Here is a 17,850-nt window from a genome sequence, read left to right as displayed (position 1 = left end):
TCGGCGGATCCGCCCGGGATCCGCCCGCCGTGCGACAGACACGACGGGCACGAGAGGTACGAGAGGCACGACGGATATGACAGAGGGGCAGGGTGCGCGCGGCACCCTGCCCCTCCCCCCTTGTTCCCCCCTGCCCCGGGCCCGGCCCCACCTCCCCCCGGCCCTGACCTTGCCCCCCGTTCCCCGACGCGGCCCCCGGTCCCCCGATCCGGGGGCCGCGTCCGGTCAGTCCGTCGCGATCGCCGCGAGGACGTTCATCCGCCCGGCCCGGAAGGCCGGCACCAGAGCGGCCAGCAGGCCGATGACCATCGAGGCGCCCAGGGTGAGGAGGATGGTCGTGGTCGGGACGGACAGCGTCTCCAGGCCCTGGGTCCGCAGCACCTGCTGCCCGGTGATGCCCCAGGCCAGGCCGAGCGCGGTGCCGAGGACGGCACCGAACAGGGCGATCACCACGGACTCCAGCCGGATCATCCGGCGCAGCTGGCGGCGGGAGAGCCCGATCGCCCGCAGCAGGCCGATCTCGCGGGTCCGCTCCACCACCGAGAGCGCCAGGGTGTTGACGACACCGAGCACCGCGACCACGATCGCCAGCCCGAGCAGACCGTAGATCATGTAGAGCAGGGTGTTGACCTGGTCCTGGACGAGGTCCTTGTAACCGGCCTGGTCGCGGACCGAGGCCTGCGGGTACTGCTTGAGCGCGTCCTCCAGGCCGGTGAGCGTCTTCGCGACGTCCGCCCCGGCGGCCGCCTTGCCGAACAGGATGGCGTCCACCGGCTGCTCCGCGGCCGGCACTGCCTTGGTGACGGCGTCGAGCGAGGCGAAGGTGTTGCCGTCGAAGAGCGAGTTCCCCTTGGCGATGACGACACCGACCGGCAGCGACTGGACCCGGCCGTTGCCGTAGTCGACCTTGACCGTGTCGCCGAGCTTGAGCTTGTGGTCGTTGGCGTAGTCCTCGCCGACCGCCAGCGCGCCCTGCCCGAGGGACTCCGGGGAGCCCTCCTTGACCGGCAGCCGGAAGTCCTCGGTGAACCGCGAGGTGACGGCGGATATACCGTCCTCCACGGTCTTCCCGTCCGGCGCGGTGAAGTACGCCGGGAAGTACTTCTGCCGGGTGACGTGGTCCACGCCCTGCGTCCGCTGCACGGCGGCGACGATCTCCGGGGAGACGCCGTTCGGACCGGCCGAGATGATGTAGTCGGCGCCCACCGAGCGGTCGATCTGGTCGTTGGTGGACTCGATCACCGAGGAGGTGAAGACCGAGGCCCCGATCACCAGCGCCAGTCCGATCATCAGCGCGGCGGCCGTGGCACCGGTGCGGCGCGGGTTGCGCATCGCGTTGCGCTGGGCGAGCTTGCCGGACGGGCCGAACAGGGTGGGCAGCAGCGCGCCGAGCACCCGGACCACGGTGGTGGCCAGCAGCGGGCCGAGGACGACGAAGCCGATCAGGGTCAGCAGTACGCCGAGCCCGATGAACTGGCCCCCGGTGGCCGCCTTCTCCGCCTTGGCGGCCAGCACCAGCAGACCGCCGCCGCCCGCCGTGAGCACCAGGCCGATGACCGCCCGGACGGTGTTGGAGCGGGCCTCGACCGGAGTCCCGTGGTCGCGCAGCGCGGCGATCGGTGCGATCCGGCTCGCCCGGCGGGCCGGGATCCAGGCCGCGAGCACGGTGATCACGACACCCACCGCGTACCCGGCGACGAACACGTCCGCGCCGATCTTCAGGTCCGAGGCGTCGAGGTGCATACCGACCGCGTTCATCAGCTGGATCAGCCCGACCGCCAGGCCGAGGCCGGCCGCGATGCCGATCGTGGACCCGGCCAGGCCCAGCAGCAGCGCCTCCACCAGCACCGACCGGTTGACCTGCTTGCGGCTGCCGCCGACGGCCCGCAGCAGGCCGATCTCACGGGTCCGCTGGGCGACCAGCATCGAGAAGGTGTTGATGATCAGGAAGCCGCCGACCAGCAGCGAGATGCCGGCGAAGCCGAGCATCGCGTACTTCATGAAGTCGAGGAAGGAGCCGACGCTCTTCTGCCCGTCGGCCTTCTGCTCGGCCGCCGTCTTCGCCTCGAAGCCGTTGCCCAGCCCGGCCAGCGCGTCGGACTTGAGCTGCTCGTCGGACCGGCTGCCGTCGCCGTAGACCTCGACCGAGGTGTAGGCGGGGCCCCCGAGCAGAACGCCCTGCGCGGTGGCGGTGTCCAGGAAGGCGAGCGCCGCCCCCGGGTTGGTCGTCTTGAACGCGGCGATGCCGACGATCGTGAAGTCGTGGTTGTCGTCGAGGATCACCCGCAGCCTGCCGCCCAGGCCGAGCTTGGCCTTCTTGGCGGTGTCCGCGTCGAGCACGACCTGGTCGGCGCCCTGCGGTGCGTGGCCGGAGGTGATCTCGACCGGGCTGCGCGGAGTGTCCGCCCAGTTGCCGACGAGGGTCGGGGCGCCGCTGGTCGGGCCGACCCGCTTGAGGGTCGCCGGGTCCGCCAGGGTGGCGTTCCCGACCGTGATCTGACCGATCGCCGTCTTCACCCCGGGGACCGCGGCGACCTTGCCCACGCTGTCGACCGGGATCGTGCGCGTCCTGGCACGGGTGTCCTCGCCGCCGAGCTCCGGTTTGGCCGGCCCGACCGAGACGTCGGAGGCGGTCGAGGCGAAGAGCGTGTCGAAGGTGCTGGTCGCGGTGTTGGAGAACACCAGCGTCCCGGACACGAACGCGACCGAGAGGACGACCGCTACCAGGGAGAGCAGCATCCGGCCCTTGTGGGCGAAGAAGCTCCGCAGTGATGTCTTGAGCAACATGGTCCTGTCCGCTCCCGCCCGCTCAGCTGGTGCGCTTGCCGTCGAAACGGCGCATGCGCTCGAGCACGGAGTCGGCCGTCGGGGCGTGCATCTCGTCGACCATCACGCCGTCGGCGAGGAACAGCACCCGGTCCGCGTAGCCGGCCGCGACCGGGTCGTGGGTGACCATGACGATGGTCTGGCCCAGCTCGTCGACGCTGCGGCGCAGGAAGGACAGCACCTCGGCGCCCGAGCGCGAGTCGAGGTTCCCGGTGGGCTCGTCACCGAAGATGATCTCGGGGCGGGCCGCCAGTGCCCGGGCCACCGCGACCCGCTGCTGCTGGCCGCCGGAGAGCTGGGTCGGCCGGTGCTTGAGCCGGTCGGACAGCCCGACCGTCTCCACCACCCGGTCCAGCCAGGCCTGGTCGGGCCTGCGGCCGGCGATGTCCATCGGGAGGGTGATGTTCTCCAGCGCGTTCAGCGTCGGGAGGAGGTTGAAGGCCTGGAAGATGAAGCCGATCTTGTCCCGGCGCAGCCTGGTGAGCTGCTTGTCCTTCAGACCGGTGATCTCGGTCTCGCCGATCCAGATCCGCCCCTCGGTCACCGTGTCCAGACCGGCCAGGCAGTGCATCAGGGTCGACTTGCCGGAGCCCGAGGGTCCCATGATCGCGGTGAACCGGCCCCGCTGGATGTCGACGTCCACCGCGGCCAGGGCCGTCACCCTCGTCTCGCCGGAACCGTAGGACTTGGTCACCTGGCGGGCCGAAGCGGCGACGGCGGTGGCACCGCCGGGAAGCTGGGGGTCGTACACGGCTGCTGCTGCCGTCGTCACTGTCGTCTCCTAAGAAGTGGTCCCACCCGTTGCCCCCAGCCTGCTCCGTGCCACCCGCCCGGCGACATCGCGCAGGGGATAGTTTTCGACCGGGAGTCAGCCCCACCCTCCCGGTGAACCGGGGACCCGGACCCGACCGGAGCGGGTCCGCCTCGGACGGGCGGGGATGTGAACCACGTTAGGAGTCGGGGCCGCTCCTCCTCGTCATCCGACGGGAGGAAGCGACCCAACCGGAGTTGTACGGGGTGGGCCACCCCTCCCCCTAGGGGTCGGCCGGGCCGCCCTCAGGGACCCCCCTTACGGAGCCCCGGCGCGGCGGAGCGGGAGGCGGCCCGCGGGTGCTCCGCCGGGCCGGGCCGGAACGTCCGCCGGCCCCCTCGCCGCCCTCTCCGGACCGCCCGCGGAGGGGCGACGGGAGGGCCGGCGAGGGGGCCGACGCGACTGCCTGCGACGCGAACTGACCTCGCGTCAGGACAGCGTTCGCTCAGGCCGTCAGGGCGGGAGCGGCGAGACGCTCCAGGGTGCCCGCGAAGGCGTCCACCACCGGCCGCAGCAGCACGTCCGTCTCGCGCTCCAGCACGGTCGTACCGTCCTCCCGGGCGGTGATGTGGCGGTCCAGCACGAACCAGCCCCGGGTGATGTGGTCGGCGCCCATCGAGCTGAGCACCGGCCGGAGCGCGTAGTCCACCGCCAGCACGTGCGCGGTGGAGCCTCCGGTGGCGAGCGGCAGCACGGCCTTGTCGCGCAGCGCGTACTGCGGCAGCACGTCCAGCAGCGCCTTCAGCAGCCCCGAGTAGGCGGCCTTGTAGACCGGGGTGCCGATGACCACGCCGTCCGCCTCGGCGAACAGCTCCAGCGCCGCCGCCAGCTGCGGATGCGAGAGGTCGGCGGTCAGCAGCGCCTGCGCGGGCAGGCTGCGCACCTCGAAGGGGACGACGCGGTGGCCGCGCTCCTCCAGCCGCTCGTCGATCAGGCGCAGCAGGCGGGTGGTGCGGGAGGTCGGGGACGGCGAGCCGGAGACGGACAGGACGGTGGCCATGGATTCACCTCGGGGAGGAAGCGGGGACGCCGCTTCGGCGGCGCGCGGCACCGGCCGCGGGCGCGTCGGCCGTCCCGGCGGGGCCGGGCGGCGACGGTCAGCGGTGGGCGCGCCGCACGGGCAGCGGCGGAACGGGGGAAGAGGAGGAGTGGTGGGGGTTCGACGGGCGAGCGTCAGCCACAACAGAGCGAACAGGACACACGCTGCAGGTCGACGTGCCGCCGACGCGTGAGGGTCCATCGCTGATCCATGGCAGTCATGCAAACACGCAGCGTTCGGGACGGTCAAGGATCGTCCCGGCAACCGAACACCAGGTGAGACGGACGGTGAGACGGAGTACCGCGAGGGTGACCGGGGAACGACCGGCCCGACGGCGTCCGGGCGCCGGACGGGTGGCCGGACGGGTGGCCGGACGGACACGGGGCGTGCGCCCGTCCGACACCGTGCGGCGGAACGATCCGGCGCGTGCATCAAAACTGCTACAAGGGCCCTGGTGGGCCCCCCGGGGGGAGTCACCGGCGCCCGCGTCGGGCATCCTCTCCCACATGAACACGTGGCAGGAGGGCCGCCCGGGCGGCGGCGGGAACCCGTACGGCGGCAACGGTGGCGGTGGCGCCGCGTACGGGCACGGTGGCGGCGGCTCGGCCGCCGAGCCGCCGCTGCCCGCCGGGCTGAACCCGCGCGGGCCGGGCGCTCCGGCGCCCCGGCAGCCCCAGCCGCAGGGGCAGCCCCAGGGGCAGCCGCAGCAGGGCCGGCCGGGCACGCCGCCGCAGGCGCCCGGGTACGGCCCCGCCCAGGGCTACGGACAGCCGGGGCAGGGCTACGGACAGCCCGGGCAGCCCGGTGCGCGCCCGTCGGTGCCCGCGCAGGGCGGTCCGGGCGGTCCGGGCGGACCCGGTGCCGCGCCCGGTGGGCCGATAGCCCCCGGCGGTCCGCAGTCTCCCGCCGGCGGCCGCTCCGGACGCTGGCCGCGGCGCCGGATCGTCAAGTGGTCGGTGTTCGGCGTGCTGATCGCCCTGATGGTCACCACCGTCTCCACCTGGTTCTGGGCGGACTCCAAGCTCAACCACGAGAGTGTGCTCGCCGACTACCCGGGCCGCCCGGCCGCCGGCAAGGGCACCAACTGGCTGATCGTCGGCTCGGACAGCCGCAACGGCCTCTCCGACAGCCAGGAGGAGGACCTGCACACCGGCCACGCGGGCGGCAAGCGCAGCGACTCGATGATGATCCTGCACGTCGGGGACAACGGGAACACCCTGATGAGCATCCCCCGCGACTCCTGGGTGCCGATCCCCGAGCACACCGGCGAGAACGGCAAGCCCGTCAAGGCGACCACCTCGAAGATCAACTCCGCCTTCGCCTCCGGCGGCGGCAAGCTGCTCGCGCAGACCGTGGAGACGAACACCGGTATCCGCATCGACCACTACGCCGAGATCGGCTTCGCCGGCTTCGTCGGCATCGTCGACTCGGTCGGCGGCGTGGACATGTGCATCGAGCAGGACGTCAAGGACAAGGACTCCGGCCTCGACCTCAAGGCCGGCTGCCAGAGCCTCGACGGCACCCAGGCGCTCGCCTTCGTCCGCCAGCGCCACCAGATGGCCGACCAGGACCTCGGCCGGATGCGCAACCAGCAGAAGTTCCTCGGCGCGCTGGCCAAGCAGGCGGCCTCGCCGGCCACCGTGCTCAACCCGTTCACCTTCTACCCGCTGGTGTCCTCCGGCCTCGGCACGCTGATCGTCGACGACGACGCCGGTCTGACCGACCTCGGCTCGCTCTTCCTGGCCATGAAGGACGTCAACGGCGGCAGCGGGAAGAGCATCACCGTGCCGATCGCCAACCCGGACTTCAGGACCAACACCGGCGAGTCGGCGGTCAAGTGGGACACCGCGAAGGCCAAGCAGGTGTTCGACGCCTTCAAGAACGACACCGCCGTGCCGGACGTGAAGTAGCCGGACTCGAAACAGCCGAACGCGAACGGCCGGACAGGGGCGGCCGGACGGGGCCGGCCGACCCTCCGCCACGGGCACCCGCACACTTGCGTGACTCCGTGTAACGTCACCGACACAATGGGTGGATGTCACTCGTCACCGCGCTGATCTACCGCCGTCGCCACCGCCTCCTGGGCCGCCTGGTCCAGGAGGCGCTCGCCGTCTACGGCATGGAGGTGCCGGCCGCCGCCGAGATCGGGCCGGGGCTCGTCGTGTTCCACCGGGGCTTCGGGACCGTGCTGCACCCGTACACCACCCTCGGCACCGGCGTGACGCTGTACAACGGCGTGACCGTCGGCCGGGCCGACCCCTGGGTGCCGCAGGAGGCGAGCGCGATGCGGCGGGTGGTGGTGGAGGACGGCGCGGTGCTGTGCGCGGGCGCCAAGGTGGTCTGCAAGACCGGGGTGCTGACGGTCGGCGCCGGCACCGTGGTCGGCGCCAACGCCGTCCTGACCCGCTCCACCGGGCCGGGCGAGATCTGGGCCGGCGCCCCCGCCCGGAAGGTCGGGACGCGGGCGGACTGGCCGGTCCGCACGGCGGGGACGGGGGCGAGCGCGGGCACGGCCGCGGTCGGGCCGCGCGCCTGAGTACGCGGCCGGGGCCGCTCCGGCCGACGGCCGGTCAGCGGCCGGCCACCGCCGGCAGGTGCCCTGTCGCGCACTCCGCGTACCGGTGGACCGCCGCGCCCCGCCGCCCCTCGCCGGGCCGTCCGCCCGGGCCCTCCAGCTCGCCCGCCAGACCGTGGTGGATCGTCCGGCCGCCGCGGCCGCCGGACCACCAGGCGTCCGACAGGTGGACGACCAGGGTGGCCGGGTGCTGCGGCTCGGGACGCTCCAGCACGAGTTCGCACCGGGCCTCCCCCGCCGGGAAGGTCACCACGGCCTCGCTGGTCCGCAGCCGCGCCCGGCGCGGCTCCCGCTCCACCGCCCAGTACGCCGACACCTTCACGTCCAGCCGTCCGTCGAGGCCGCCCTCGCCGGGCCGGACGAACTCCTCGTCCGGCACCCAGCGGGCGTGGTTGCGGATGTCGTCCGGACCGAACCACTCCGCCCAGCTGATCCAGTAGCCCGCGATCCGCTTGATCGTCATGGCCTCGCGGAGGATCCGGACCGGGATGCGGGTCAGACTCGTGGGCTCGCTCATCAGCAGGACACGACCGTCCTCGTCGACCCGGGCCTCGGGCTCGGGCTCGAAGGAGAGGACGGTCACCTGCTCACAGGTCACCTCGCCGTCGTCCTTGCGCCGACTCGTCTGCCTCATGGGTGAACCACCTTGCCGGGGTGCGGAGTTCGTCGATTCGCGGCCGCCGCCCGGACGCCGGGCCGACCATGCCCGCGCAGCTTACGGCGCCCGCCCGGCCAGGGCGAACGATTCCGGCGAATCCTCCCGGAGCGGGCGATGCACGGCTATTCTGCGCGTGCACACGGAGCCGTCCGTGCCGGCGGGCGGCCGCACGCCCGCACGTCATCCGCACGGAATCCGCTTGGAAGGAGCCCGCCCGATGGGCGACGCACACTGGCGGGAACTCCGCCGCGAGCCGATCCACAGCGCCTTCGGACGCGGCACCGACCGGGTGACCTTCGCCATGCCGGACGGCCGCGAGGAGGTCTACCACCTGGGCAACGAGTACTCCTGCGCGGCCGTCGTCGCACTGACCCCGGACCGGCGCATCGTGCTCACCCGGCAGTTCCGGCCCGGACCGCAGGCCCTGCTGTACGAACTGCCGGGCGGCGTCGTCGACCCGGGCGAGTCCCCCGAGGACGCCGCCGCGCGCGAACTCGCCGAGGAGACCGGCTACCGGGGCAAGGTGGAACACGTCACCGCCGTCTGGCACGACGCCTACTCCAACGGCGTGCGCCACGCCTGCGTCGCCACCGACTGCACCCCGACCGCCCGGATCGCGCACGACCGCAACGAGTTCATCGAGGTGGTGCTGATGGACCTGGCGGAGTTCCGCGACACCGTGCTGCGCCGCGGCCTGCTCTCCGACGTCGGCCCGGCCTATCTGGGCCTCGACCACCTCGGCCTGCTCTGACCGGGCCGGTCGGGCCCGGCCGGGGCGAGACCGGGGCCGGGGCGCGGTCAGGGTGCGGTCGGGAGGCGGTCCAGGACGAGCCCGAAGTGGGTCCGGTAGGCGCTCAGGGCCGCGTCGGCGTCGAGGAGTTCCTCGGTGCGGGTCCCGTCGGGGGCGGTGCGCAGCAAGCGGGTGCCGCCGGTCGCGCGGGTGCTGGTGAGGGTGGTCCGGCCGCCGTCGGGAGTGGGGCGGGAGCAGGTGGTCGCGCGGGTGAAGTGCGAGTCGGGGGACGTGGTCTGCCACCAGCAGGTCGGGGTGAAGTCGGCCAGCCGGTACGGGCGGGGGTCGAGGCGGTACTGCGGCGCGCCGTCGAGGGCGACGTCCAGGTCACCGGCACCGCCGGCACCCGGGGTGACGGCGCTCGGGGTGACGGCACCCGGGGTGACGGCACCCGGGTCGCCGGCGCTCGGGGTGACGGTGAAGACTCCCGCCGGGTCCTGCTGCGGGCCGCGCTCGTCGAGGCGCAACGGCCGGCGGGCGAACCTGCCGAAGCCGACGTCCACCAGCCACGCCACCCCGTCCGCCTCCACCCGCAGCGCCAGGTGGTCGAACGGCGGCCCGGGCTCGGCCCCGTCGAAGACCCGGGCGGCGAGCAGCTCGACGCGGTAGCCGAGGGCCCGCAGCAACCCGGCGAAGGCGCCGTTGAGTTCATAGCAGAACCCGCCGCGCCGACGCCCCACGACCTTCTCCAGCAGCGCCTCCGGTTCGAGCACGACGGGCTCGCCGAGGTGGATGCTCAGATTCTCGAACGGAACGGCGTCCAGGTGCGCCTCCTGGAGCCGTGCCAGCTCGGCCGCGCCGGCACGGGCGGGCCGCTCGGCCCCGATCCGGGCGAGGTAGGCCGCCACCCGCTCGACGGTCGGGATCTCCGTGTCCTGCAATGGCTCGTCCATGGTCACCATCCAAGCGGACCCGGTGCCTCCGGTCATCGGGCCTCGGACCTAGGTCGTACGGGTCGCCCCTGCGCCCCGGGGCGCGGGAAGCCGGAGGGGCCCACTTCCCGCGCGAGGGCGGGCGGGTCAGGGAACGAGGACGCTGCGGCCGCCGAGCGCGGCGTAGGACTCGCCGGGGACGACGAACTTCTCGACCGCGCCCTCGCAGCTCGTCCCGCCCCTGACCTGCACCACCGAGTCCGTCCAGTTGGTGACCACCGGCTGGACGAAGTCGCCGAGCGGGAGGCACCCGCGCGGGTCCTGGTACGCGGCGCCGTCGACGATCAGGATCCCGTGGGCCGCGTACGCGGTGTTCGGGACCGCGACGGCGAGGGCGGCGGCGGCCAGCCAGGCCCCGAGAACGGTAGCCGTGCGTCGCTTCTCCATGCGTCCACATTCCTTTCGGCCGGAGCGGGGCGGCCCTGCGCCGCCCCACCGGTGCGACTCAACGTAACCGCGAGGTGACGTGGCGTCGGGGACGGAGCGGCGCGGCGGCCGGGCGCGGAGCGGGAAGTCGGAGCGGTCGACTTCCGGTGCGGGATTCTCGGACCCGGCTGTCACAACAGGGCCGCCGCGATACGTCAGGGAGGCAGAGCGGTATCACCGGCCGCCGGACGGAGAGGAACAGCACCATGCTCACCAGGGTCATGTACGTCACGGTCTACGTCACCGACCAGGACCGCGCGCTGCGGTTCTACACCGAACAGCTGGGGCTGGAGAAGCGCGTCGACTACGCCGGCCCGGACGGCCGCTTCCTCACCGTGGGCGCGGAGGGCCACCCGTTCGAGATCATCCTCTGGCCGCACGCCCCGGCCGCCGGGCAGCCCTCGCGATCGGAGGAGGTGTCGGCCCCCGGTCCGATCGTCCTGGAGTCGGACGATCTGAGGAAGGACGTGGGGATCTGGCGCGAGCGCGGGGTGGAGCTCGACCGGCACGAGCCCGAGGAGTACCCCTTCGGCCTCCGCGTCGAGGCCCGGGACCCGGACGGCAACCGGGTCTCGCTGCGCCAGCAGCGGCCGGTGCTGGCCGACCGGGCCTGAACGGCGCGGCCGCCCGGCTCAGTCGCTCGGGCCGGCCGCGCGGAGACGGGCCTCGGCCGCACCGGCCCCGGGCGGGTCCGCGACGAACAGCACGCGGAGGCCACCGCCGGCGGCCGCGTCCAGGATCTCGAGGAGCAGGGCGAGCCGGTCCGGCGGCTCGTCCGCCAGGACGGCGTCGGCGTCCACGACGAGGACGAGGAGGCGGGGCACCGCCGATCCGGCACCGGGCGGGCGGAGCGCGTCGTTGAGGCACTCCTCGAAGGCGTCCCAGTTGTGGCCGAAGTAGCCGGGGAACGGGAGCGCCCGCGCCCACTCGGCGAACAGGGCGGCCGCGGTACGGCAGTTCGCGCCCCGGACGAGGCGGAGCCGGTCCGCACCGGTTGCGAAGCCCGCCCAGGTCCGGCCCGGCAGGAGGTCCCACCGGGCCGGACCGAGCGGGGGGCCGGAAGCCGCGGGCACGTCAGCAGCCTCCGGAGATCTCGCGGAAGTTGGCGTAGTGGTCGTCGGTGTACCAGGTCCGCTCGGAGTTGTCGTCGCGGACCAGGCGCTCGGCGTCCCGGTGGGTGGCGGGCGTCGGGCGGGGGTTGACGTCGTACTCGTGGTAGGCGCCGCCGGACGGGAGGTCCCCGCTGCGATTGCCGTACGGGTTGCTGCCCCGGATGTACGCCGGGCCCGGAATCCGGAAGTCGACCGGGCGGGAGTTGATGGGCCACCCGATGCCCCGCCAGATGTGGCAGGCCCGTTCGACCTGCCCCGGGAACTCCTCGACGGGGAGCGGGGGTTGGAGGACCGCCCGGACGGCCGGCGCGGCTGCCGGCGCGGGGGCGGCGGGGGCGAGCGAACAGGCCAGGGCGAGGACGAGCGCGCCCCAGGCCGGACGGCGGAGGGTCATGGGGGTTCCCGATTCGGTGCGGGGGTGTGTGCACAGAAGGGGTACCGCACAGCCGCCGAACACCCACCGGGCCACGCCGCCCCCACCCCACCCCCCACCCGTCCGAGTGACACCCCCCACCGCCCGCGGAGGCGCCGGCGAAGCCCCGGCGGGGACCGGTGGAGGTGGGGCGGCGTGGGAGGATCGGGTGGGTCCGGTCGATTCGTTGAAAGGGTCTCCAGTCCATGGGCTCGCAGCACTACGCCGTCCTCAAGACCAACCACGGCGAGATCACCGTCAAGCTCTTCCAGTTCCACACGCCGAAGACCGTGCGCAACTTCGTGGAGCTGGCCGAGGGCGGGCGGGAGTGGACCGATCCGGCGACCGGGGCGGTCACCACGGCTCCGCTGTACGACGGGACGACGTTCCACCGGGTCATCCCCAACTTCATGATCCAGGGCGGCGATCCGCTGGGCGACGGCACGGGCGGGCCCGGGTACGAGTTCGCCGACGAGTTCCACCCCGAGCTGTACTTCACCAAGCCGTACCTGCTGGCGATGGCCAACGCGGGCCCGAACACCAATGGTTCGCAGTTCTTCATCACCACCCGGGCGACCCCGCACCTCAACCGCAAGCACACCATCTTCGGCGAGGTCGCCGACGCGGCCGGCCAGAAGGTGGTGGACGCCATCGCGGCCACCCCGACCGGGCCGGGCGACCGGCCGCTGGAGCCCGTGGTCATCGAGTCGGTGACCGTCGAGCGGCGGTAGACCGGCGTGAGGAGTGGGAGGTCGGCGCGTCCGACTTCCCACTCCTCACGGCCGGACTTCCCACTCCGCCCGACCGGACTTCCCACTCCCCCCGGCCGGACTTCCTACTCCGCCCGGCCGAACACCACCCGCAGCACCTCCCGGGCCAGCTCCTCCACGTCCACCCCGGCCCCGCTCTCCGGCAGGGCGCCGTTCAGCCAGAGGCTCGCGAAGCCGTGCGCCAGTGACCACGCGGCGATGGTCGTCGCCCGGTCGGGCCGCTCCCCCCGGGACAGCTCCCGGCCGCTGGCCGCGAGCACCGCCCCCGCGCGCTCACGCGCCAGTGCCATCTCCGGGTCGTCCGCCCGGTACAGCTCCGGCCGGAACATCACCTCGAAGTACGCCCGGTGGTCCACCGCGAACCGCACGTACGCCACCCCGGACCCGTACGGATCCCCCGCCGCCCGCTCCAGCGCGTCCGCGAACAGCTCGAAGCCCTCCGCCGCCACCGCCGTCAGCACCCCCGCCTTGTCGCCGAAGTGGTGCGCCGGCGCCGCGTGCGAGACCTCCGCCCGGCGTGCCAGCTCCCGCAGGCTCCAGCCGGACGGCCCGGACTCCGTGATCGCCGCGATCGCGGCGTCCAGCACGGCCCGCCGCAGATTCCCGTGGTGGTAGCTCTCGGCCCTGCCCATGGCACATCCCTCTCGTCGGCGACCCCCCGAGCATATCTAGGCATTGACAAGTTTGCTCGCCCGAGCCAATCTTTCCAGTGACAAGATTGACCAGCGACAAGCTTGGAGAGTCCGCCATGGCCCCCTCATCGCCCTTCTCGGTGGCTTCGCCGTCCTCCGCCTGCTCGGGCTCCTCGCCGTCGACACCCTCGACGCCTGGCAGCCCGCCGTGCGCGGCGCGCTCGCCCTGATGTTCGTCACCACCGGCGTGCCGCACTTCCTGCCCGCCTTCCGGCGCGACTTCGTCGCGATGGTCCCACCGGTGCTCCCCCGCCCCGAACTGCTCATCACGCTCACCGGCGTCCTCGAACTGGCCGGTGCCGCCGGGCTCCTCGTCCCGCCGCTCGCCCCCTACGCCGCCGCCGGACTCGCCCTGCTGATGCTCGCGATGTTCCCCGCCAACGTGCACGCCGCCCGCACCGGCGGCACCCTCGCCGGGAAGCCCGTCACCCCGCTGCCCGCGCGCACCGCGCTGCAGGTGCTGTTCGTCGCGGCCGCGGTCGCGGCGGCGCTCTGAGCAGCGCACCGGAGCACCGCACCGGAGCGGGAGGCCGACGGGCCCGGAAACGCGCGGACGCGGCCCGCTCGAGCTGCGGGCCGCGTCCGAATGCGAGAAGGGGTGAGCCCTTACTCCACGATGCCGGACTTGGCGATGGTGACCTTGGCCTTGGTACGGCCGCTCTGCGAGCCGAGGCCCTCGATCTTCTGCACCAGGTCCAGGCCCTCGACGACCTCGCCGAAGACGACGTGCTTGCCGTCCAGCCAGTCGGTGACGATGGTGGTGATGAAGAACTGCGAGCCGTTGGTGTTCTTGCCCGCGTTGGCCATCGAGAGCTGGCCCGGCTTGGTGTGCTTGAGGTCGAAGTTCTCGTCCGCGAACTTCTCGCCGTAGATGCTCTTGCCGCCGGTGCCGTCACCGCGGGTGAAGTCACCGCCCTGGAGCATGAAGCCCGGGATGACGCGGTGGAACGACGAGCCCTCGTAGCCGAAGCCGTGCTGGCCGGTGGCGAGCTCGCGGAAGTTCTGCGCGGTCTTCGGGACGACGTCGTCGAAGAGCGTGAAGACGATCCGGCCGGCCGGCTCGTCGTTGATGGTGATGTCGAAGAAAACGTTGGAACCCATGCAGGGATCATGGCATGCCGGGCGCCCCGTCGCGCGGCACACCCCCCGACGACCGGGCCGGAGCCGGACTTCCCCGACCGGAGCCGGCCGCCCGGGTCGCCGTCGGACGCCCCGGGACAGCCCGCCCGCTACGCCGCCCGGTGGGCCAGCAGGTACGCCTGCGGGGTCCGCTCGTCGGGTTCCGGTTCGCGGACCAGGCGGGTGGTGACCGTCAGGCCGGCCGCCCCGGCCAGCGCCTCGATCCGCTCCGGCCGCCCGCGACGGAAGTCCAGGGCGACGGGGCGGCCGAAGGGCCGCTCGAGCCGCAGGACGTCGTCCCCCACCTGGAAGGCCAGCAGCAGCGGGGCGCCGGGGGCCAGGACGCGGTGGAACTCCGCGAACACCCGCGGGAGTTGTCCGGCGGGGGTGTGGATGATCGAGTACCAGGCGACAGCGCCGGCCAACTCGCCGTCACGGTAGGGCAGATCGAGCAGGGACCCGGTCGCGAAGGGAATCGCCGGGTGGGCGGCACGGGCCAGTTCGACCATGCGCGGGGAGAGGTCGAGACCGGAAACGTCCAGGCCGAGCCCGGCCAGGTGGCCGGTGATCCGGCCCGGACCGCAGCCCAGGTCGGCGACCCGGCCGCCGCCGGCCGTCGTCACCAGTTCGGCGAACACCCCGAGCAGGGCGCGGTCCCAGGGCATCGCGGCCAGCGCGTCGCGGTAGCGGTCGGCGTAGTCGGCGGCGACGGAGTCGTAGAACGTCCGTGCGGCGGTGAGGAATTCGGGCTCGGCGGTGGTCACGGCGACCGACCCTACCGGGGGCACTGCGCCGGATGCGGCAGGGGTGGTGGCGGTGATCGACCGAGCCGGACCGGAGGAAGCGCGCGGCTACGACTAGACGGCGGCCGGCGGAACGATCAACTCGAACGGATCACCGAGGTGACGGCCCGCCGTGCGTGCTAGAACCGTCGGCGACAGTGAACGCTCACCCGCGATCATCGTCACCCGCACCGTGCACCCACCGGCAACTCCTCCGACCGAAGGAGAACCATGTCCGTCGCACGAACCGTCCGTTCCGTCCGCAACGCCCTGCTGGCGGTCCTCGCCGCAGTGGCGCTGATGCTCTCCGGCGCGGTCACCGCCACCAACGCCTCCGCCACCACCACGGGGCTGGACGGCAGCTGGGCCTGCTCCGTCCCGGCCGGCTACGTCTACGACCAGGTGTCCATGAACCGCAGCTGCAGTGGCGGCGGCACCTGGAACTCGCCGCAGTTCCACCTGCGCACCCCGGTCGACGGGCTGACCGCCTGTATGAGCGCGCCGGGCTTCGTCTACGACAACATCACCTGGGGCCTGTCCTGCAGCCAGCAGTCCGGCGTGACCTCGAACATGTACCACCTGCGCACCCCGTACGACGGCCTCACCGCCTGCGTCGGCACCCCCGCCTTCACCTACGACTACGTCAGCTACACCTCCGGGTGCAGCCTGAACCAGGGCGTCCAGGCCACCACCTTCCACCTCCGCACCCCGCGCAACGGCCTCTGGGCCTGTGACGTCCCCCGCGGCTGGACCTACAGCACCACCACCTCGAACCTGGACTGCGCCACCATCCGCGGTGTGCCGACCACCAAGTTCCTGCTGGTCGGCTGAGCCCGCGCCGGGGCCGGCCCGGCCCCGGGACGACGAACGGCGGGCGACCCGGCGGCGGCCGGGTCGCCCGCCCGTCCCTTCAGGACAGCTCCAGCTCCGCGACCGCCTGGTCCCCGCTGAACTCCCCGGTCGGGCGGAAGCCGAGACGCTCGTAGAACCCCGCCGGGCCGTCCTCCCCCGGCACATAGGTGACCGTGACCCGGCTGCCGCCGCGGCGGCGGATCTCCGCGGCGACCTGCTCCACGGCGAAGCGGCCGTAACCCTTGCCCTGGGTGCCGGCGGCGATGTTGAGGCGCCAGAGTCCGGAGCGCGGCAGGTCGCCCGGCCGGTCCGGGTAGAAGGTGACGTCGAAGAACGCCATCACGAAGCCGACCGGCCGGTCGCCGTCGTAGACCAGCCTCGGCCAGGCCGTCGCGCCGTGCGCGTACGCCTCGGCCAGCGACTTGGCCACCGGGGCGACCAGGTGCGCCTGGTCCGGACGGACCTCCAGCTCCAGCGCGGCGTCGATGTTGTTCGGGGTGACGGGTTCGAGCCGCAGGGCGGCCGGGGCTGCGGGCAGCGCGGATTCCGTGGACATGCCGGTCAGAGTAGTGAGTGCCCGCCCGCCGGTCTCCCGGATTTCCCGCCGCCCCGGCGGCCCGGGTCCCGGAGCCCCGCGCACTGCCTCACGGCGCGGCCGTGAACACCAGCGAGGCGTTGTGCCCGCCGAAACCGAAGGCATTGGTGAGCACCGCCCCGACCGGCCCCCGGCGAGCGGCCCCCGTGACCACGTCCAGCCCGACCGTCGGGTCCTGCCGCTCCAGGTTGCGGGTGGGCGGCACGATGCCCTCGCGCAGCGCGAGGACCGAGGCGAGCGCCCCCAGCGCGCCCGCCGCGCCGAAGAGGTGGCCGGTCATCGACTTGGTGGCGGTCACCACCGGGTGGGAGCCGATCGCCGCGGTGACCGACTCCGCCTCGGTCCGGTCGCCGAGCTGGGTGGAGGTGGCGTGGGCGTGGACGAGCCCGATGTCCCGCGGCGACAGCCCCGCCCCGGACACCGCCCGGCGGATCGCCCGGACCTGCCCCTCGGCTGCGGCCGCGGTGATGTGGTGGGCGTCCGAGGTGACGGCCGCGCCGGCCAGCACGGCGTGGGCGCGGGCCCGGCGCGCGGCGGCGAAACCGGCCCGCTCCAGCACCACGACAGCCGCGCCCTCGCCGATCACGAAGCCGTCCCGGTCGACGTCGAACGGCCGGGAGGCCCGGCCGGGCTCGTCGTTGCGCAGCGAGTGGGCCCGGGCCTGGGCGAAACCGGCCAGGGTCAGCGGACAGACGCACGCCTCGGCGCCGCCCGCCACCACCACATCGGCCCGGCCGAGCCGGATCAGGTCCAGGCCGAGGGCGATCGCCTCGGCCCCGGACGCGCAGGCGCTCACCGGGGTGTGCGCGCCGGCCCGGGCGCCGAGTTCGATCGAGACCCAGGCGGCCGGACCGTTGGCCATCAGCATCGGCACGGTGTGCGGGGACACCTTGCGGACGCCGGAGGCCTCGAGGACGTCGTCCTGGCCGAGCATGGTGAGCGCGCCGCCGGTACCGGTGCCGATCACCACGGCCAGCCGCTCACCGTCCACCTCGGGACGGCCGGCATCGGCCCAGGCCTGGCGGGCGGCGACCAGCGCGACCTGTTCGCAGCGGTCGAGCCGCCGGGCCAGGACCCGGTCCAGCACCTCGGTCGGCTCGACCGCGAGCTGCCCGGCGATCCGGACCGGGAGCCGGGCCGCCCAGTCGGCCGCGATCGGCCGGACGCCGGTGTCGCCGGCCACCATCGCCGCCCAGGTCGAGGGGACGTCGCCGCCGAGCGGAGTGGTCGCCCCGAGACCGGTGACCAGCACCGGCTCGGGGGCGACGGCTCGGGACGCGTGGTTGTCGGTACCCATCGAAGGAACTCCCTGACTCGTGCGGGACTGTGGGGTGGCCACAACTCCCCGCACCGGTCAGCACGGGGACTTTCGCCACACCGGCCACACTGCCACGGCCCTGATGGGCATTCAGGTGTGTCAGCCAACCGATTCGAACACCGTGGGATTGGAGGAAGTCAA

21 protein-coding genes are annotated in these 17,850 nt (G+C 73.4%); 7 read left to right on the top strand and 14 right to left on the bottom strand.

Annotated elements, in window-relative coordinates:
• Window positions 1-225 precede the first annotated feature (225 nt).
• The 4 genes from BLU95_RS24245 to BLU95_RS45595 all read right to left on the bottom strand — a co-directional run bounded on the left by BLU95_RS24245 (window position 226) and on the right by BLU95_RS45595 (window position 4,888).
• Window positions 226-2,787, bottom strand: coding sequence for an ABC transporter permease (locus BLU95_RS24245; protein ID WP_093861861.1), 2,562 nt, complete (start codon window positions 2,785-2,787; stop codon window positions 226-228).
• 22 nt (window positions 2,788-2,809) lie between these two features.
• Entirely contained in the window at window positions 2,810-3,598 is a 789-nt protein-coding gene (locus BLU95_RS24240) for an ABC transporter ATP-binding protein (RefSeq protein ID WP_173862112.1), read from the bottom strand.
• Between the two features lie 484 nt (window positions 3,599-4,082).
• A complete protein-coding gene (gene ssuE / locus BLU95_RS24235) occupies window positions 4,083-4,637 on the bottom strand; it encodes an NADPH-dependent FMN reductase (protein ID WP_093861859.1) in 555 nt (184 codons plus the stop codon).
• 173 nt (window positions 4,638-4,810) lie between these two features.
• Window positions 4,811-4,888: a putative leader peptide gene (locus tag BLU95_RS45595; RefSeq protein ID WP_353653584.1), complete on the bottom strand. Its 78-nt coding sequence runs from the start codon at window positions 4,886-4,888 to the stop codon at window positions 4,811-4,813.
• Between the two features lie 294 nt (window positions 4,889-5,182).
• Between BLU95_RS45595 and BLU95_RS24230 the strand changes: the two genes are divergently transcribed.
• A complete protein-coding gene (locus BLU95_RS24230; RefSeq protein ID WP_093861858.1) occupies window positions 5,183-6,586 on the top strand; it encodes an LCP family protein in 1,404 nt (467 codons plus the stop codon).
• Window positions 6,587-6,711: 125 nt separating this feature from the next.
• Window positions 6,712-7,212, top strand: coding sequence for an LbetaH domain-containing protein (locus tag BLU95_RS24225; RefSeq protein WP_093861857.1), 501 nt, complete (start codon window positions 6,712-6,714; stop codon window positions 7,210-7,212).
• Between the two features lie 34 nt (window positions 7,213-7,246).
• Here the strand turns inward: BLU95_RS24225 and BLU95_RS24220 are convergent, their stop codons facing one another.
• Window positions 7,247-7,885: a hypothetical protein gene (locus tag BLU95_RS24220; RefSeq protein ID WP_093861856.1), complete on the bottom strand. Its 639-nt coding sequence runs from the start codon at window positions 7,883-7,885 to the stop codon at window positions 7,247-7,249.
• Window positions 7,886-8,126: 241 nt separating this feature from the next.
• Between BLU95_RS24220 and BLU95_RS24215 the strand changes: the two genes are divergently transcribed.
• The gene (locus BLU95_RS24215) at window positions 8,127-8,660 is read left to right on the top strand and encodes an NUDIX hydrolase (RefSeq protein WP_093861855.1); all 534 of its coding nucleotides are present in this window, start codon (window positions 8,127-8,129) and stop codon (window positions 8,658-8,660) included.
• A gap of 47 nt (window positions 8,661-8,707) precedes the next feature.
• Here the strand turns inward: BLU95_RS24215 and BLU95_RS24210 are convergent, their stop codons facing one another.
• Window positions 8,708-9,601, bottom strand: coding sequence for an arylamine N-acetyltransferase (locus BLU95_RS24210; RefSeq protein WP_093861854.1), 894 nt, complete (start codon window positions 9,599-9,601; stop codon window positions 8,708-8,710).
• A gap of 117 nt (window positions 9,602-9,718) precedes the next feature.
• Window positions 9,719-10,018 carry a hypothetical protein gene (locus BLU95_RS24205; RefSeq protein ID WP_093861853.1) on the bottom strand — a complete coding sequence of 100 codons (300 nt, stop codon included), beginning with the start codon at window positions 10,016-10,018 and terminating at the stop codon, window positions 9,719-9,721.
• A 245-nt stretch (window positions 10,019-10,263) separates the two neighbouring features.
• On the opposite strand from BLU95_RS24205, the gene BLU95_RS24200 reads away from it, so the two are divergent.
• The gene (locus BLU95_RS24200; RefSeq protein ID WP_093861852.1) at window positions 10,264-10,671 is read left to right on the top strand and encodes a VOC family protein; all 408 of its coding nucleotides are present in this window, start codon (window positions 10,264-10,266) and stop codon (window positions 10,669-10,671) included.
• Window positions 10,672-10,689: 18 nt separating this feature from the next.
• On the opposite strand, the gene BLU95_RS24195 is transcribed toward BLU95_RS24200, so the two are convergent.
• Both BLU95_RS24195 and BLU95_RS24190 read right to left on the bottom strand, forming a co-directional pair.
• Window positions 10,690-11,130, bottom strand: a complete 441-nt coding sequence (locus BLU95_RS24195; protein WP_107452590.1) for a barstar family protein — start codon at window positions 11,128-11,130, stop codon at window positions 10,690-10,692.
• Window position 11,131: 1 nt separating this feature from the next.
• The gene (locus BLU95_RS24190; RefSeq protein WP_093861851.1) at window positions 11,132-11,563 is read right to left on the bottom strand and encodes a ribonuclease domain-containing protein; all 432 of its coding nucleotides are present in this window, start codon (window positions 11,561-11,563) and stop codon (window positions 11,132-11,134) included.
• A gap of 224 nt (window positions 11,564-11,787) precedes the next feature.
• Here BLU95_RS24190 and BLU95_RS24185 point away from each other — a divergent pair, with 224 nt between their 5' ends.
• The gene (locus BLU95_RS24185) at window positions 11,788-12,312 is read left to right on the top strand and encodes a peptidylprolyl isomerase (protein ID WP_093861850.1); all 525 of its coding nucleotides are present in this window, start codon (window positions 11,788-11,790) and stop codon (window positions 12,310-12,312) included.
• Window positions 12,313-12,416: 104 nt separating this feature from the next.
• On the opposite strand, the gene BLU95_RS24180 is transcribed toward BLU95_RS24185, so the two are convergent.
• Window positions 12,417-12,983 (bottom strand): TetR/AcrR family transcriptional regulator, encoded by a 567-nt coding sequence (locus BLU95_RS24180; RefSeq protein ID WP_093861849.1) that lies wholly within the window; start codon window positions 12,981-12,983, stop codon window positions 12,417-12,419.
• 43 nt (window positions 12,984-13,026) lie between these two features.
• Between BLU95_RS24180 and BLU95_RS44315 the strand changes: the two genes are divergently transcribed.
• Entirely contained in the window at window positions 13,027-13,539 is a 513-nt protein-coding gene (locus BLU95_RS44315; RefSeq protein WP_231977753.1) for a DoxX family protein, read from the top strand.
• 110 nt (window positions 13,540-13,649) lie between these two features.
• On the opposite strand, the gene BLU95_RS24170 is transcribed toward BLU95_RS44315, so the two are convergent.
• Together BLU95_RS24170 and BLU95_RS24165 are read right to left on the bottom strand one after the other, a co-directional pair.
• Window positions 13,650-14,144 carry a peptidylprolyl isomerase gene (locus tag BLU95_RS24170; protein ID WP_093861848.1) on the bottom strand — a complete coding sequence of 165 codons (495 nt, stop codon included), beginning with the start codon at window positions 14,142-14,144 and terminating at the stop codon, window positions 13,650-13,652.
• Between the two features lie 128 nt (window positions 14,145-14,272).
• The gene (locus tag BLU95_RS24165; protein WP_231977752.1) at window positions 14,273-14,926 is read right to left on the bottom strand and encodes a class I SAM-dependent DNA methyltransferase; all 654 of its coding nucleotides are present in this window, start codon (window positions 14,924-14,926) and stop codon (window positions 14,273-14,275) included.
• 249 nt (window positions 14,927-15,175) lie between these two features.
• On the opposite strand from BLU95_RS24165, the gene BLU95_RS24160 reads away from it, so the two are divergent.
• Complete coding sequence (locus BLU95_RS24160; RefSeq protein ID WP_093861847.1) at window positions 15,176-15,775, top strand: hypothetical protein; 600 nt, start codon at window positions 15,176-15,178, stop codon at window positions 15,773-15,775.
• Window positions 15,776-15,854: 79 nt separating this feature from the next.
• Here the strand turns inward: BLU95_RS24160 and BLU95_RS24155 are convergent, their stop codons facing one another.
• Together BLU95_RS24155 and BLU95_RS24150 are read right to left on the bottom strand one after the other, a co-directional pair.
• Window positions 15,855-16,352, bottom strand: coding sequence for a GNAT family N-acetyltransferase (locus BLU95_RS24155; RefSeq protein ID WP_093861846.1), 498 nt, complete (start codon window positions 16,350-16,352; stop codon window positions 15,855-15,857).
• An 88-nt stretch (window positions 16,353-16,440) separates the two neighbouring features.
• Window positions 16,441-17,688 (bottom strand): beta-ketoacyl-[acyl-carrier-protein] synthase family protein, encoded by a 1,248-nt coding sequence (locus tag BLU95_RS24150; RefSeq protein ID WP_093861845.1) that lies wholly within the window; start codon window positions 17,686-17,688, stop codon window positions 16,441-16,443.
• Window positions 17,689-17,850: the final 162 nt, after the last annotated feature.

It is taken from the genome of Streptomyces sp. TLI_053 (genome assembly GCF_900105395.1).
Lineage (GTDB): Bacteria > Actinomycetota > Actinomycetes > Streptomycetales > Streptomycetaceae > Kitasatospora.
The sequence above is the reverse complement of the archived record's forward strand: the minus strand, read 5'-3'. Positions and strand labels throughout refer to the sequence as shown.

Bases quoted from the DNA above. Each gene is read 5' to 3' on its own strand.
- BLU95_RS24190 (WP_093861851.1), bottom strand. From the start codon at position 11,563: ATGACCCTCCGCCGTCCGGCCTGGGGCGCGCTCGTCCTCGCCCTGGCC.
- BLU95_RS24170 (WP_093861848.1), bottom strand. From the start codon at position 14,144: ATGGGTTCCAACGTTTTCTTCGACATCACCATCAACGACGAGCCGGCC.
- BLU95_RS24205 (WP_093861853.1), bottom strand. From the start codon at position 10,018: ATGGAGAAGCGACGCACGGCTACCGTTCTCGGGGCCTGGCTGGCCGCC.
- BLU95_RS24220 (WP_093861856.1), bottom strand. From the start codon at position 7,885: ATGAGGCAGACGAGTCGGCGCAAGGACGACGGCGAGGTGACCTGTGAG.
- BLU95_RS24180 (WP_093861849.1), bottom strand. From the start codon at position 12,983: ATGGGCAGGGCCGAGAGCTACCACCACGGGAATCTGCGGCGGGCCGTG.
- BLU95_RS45595 (WP_353653584.1), bottom strand. From the start codon at position 4,888: ATGGATCAGCGATGGACCCTCACGCGTCGGCGGCACGTCGACCTGCAG.
- BLU95_RS24160 (WP_093861847.1), top strand. From the start codon at position 15,176: ATGTCCGTCGCACGAACCGTCCGTTCCGTCCGCAACGCCCTGCTGGCG.
- BLU95_RS24185 (WP_093861850.1), top strand. From the start codon at position 11,788: ATGGGCTCGCAGCACTACGCCGTCCTCAAGACCAACCACGGCGAGATC.
- BLU95_RS24230 (WP_093861858.1), top strand. From the start codon at position 5,183: ATGAACACGTGGCAGGAGGGCCGCCCGGGCGGCGGCGGGAACCCGTAC.
- BLU95_RS24155 (WP_093861846.1), bottom strand. From the start codon at position 16,352: ATGTCCACGGAATCCGCGCTGCCCGCAGCCCCGGCCGCCCTGCGGCTC.
- BLU95_RS24225 (WP_093861857.1), top strand. From the start codon at position 6,712: ATGTCACTCGTCACCGCGCTGATCTACCGCCGTCGCCACCGCCTCCTG.
- BLU95_RS24245 (WP_093861861.1), bottom strand. From the start codon at position 2,787: ATGTTGCTCAAGACATCACTGCGGAGCTTCTTCGCCCACAAGGGCCGG.
- BLU95_RS24150 (WP_093861845.1), bottom strand. From the start codon at position 17,688: ATGGGTACCGACAACCACGCGTCCCGAGCCGTCGCCCCCGAGCCGGTG.
- BLU95_RS24215 (WP_093861855.1), top strand. From the start codon at position 8,127: ATGGGCGACGCACACTGGCGGGAACTCCGCCGCGAGCCGATCCACAGC.
- ssuE (WP_093861859.1), bottom strand. From the start codon at position 4,637: ATGGCCACCGTCCTGTCCGTCTCCGGCTCGCCGTCCCCGACCTCCCGC.
- BLU95_RS24210 (WP_093861854.1), bottom strand. From the start codon at position 9,601: ATGGTGACCATGGACGAGCCATTGCAGGACACGGAGATCCCGACCGTC.
- BLU95_RS24200 (WP_093861852.1), top strand. From the start codon at position 10,264: ATGCTCACCAGGGTCATGTACGTCACGGTCTACGTCACCGACCAGGAC.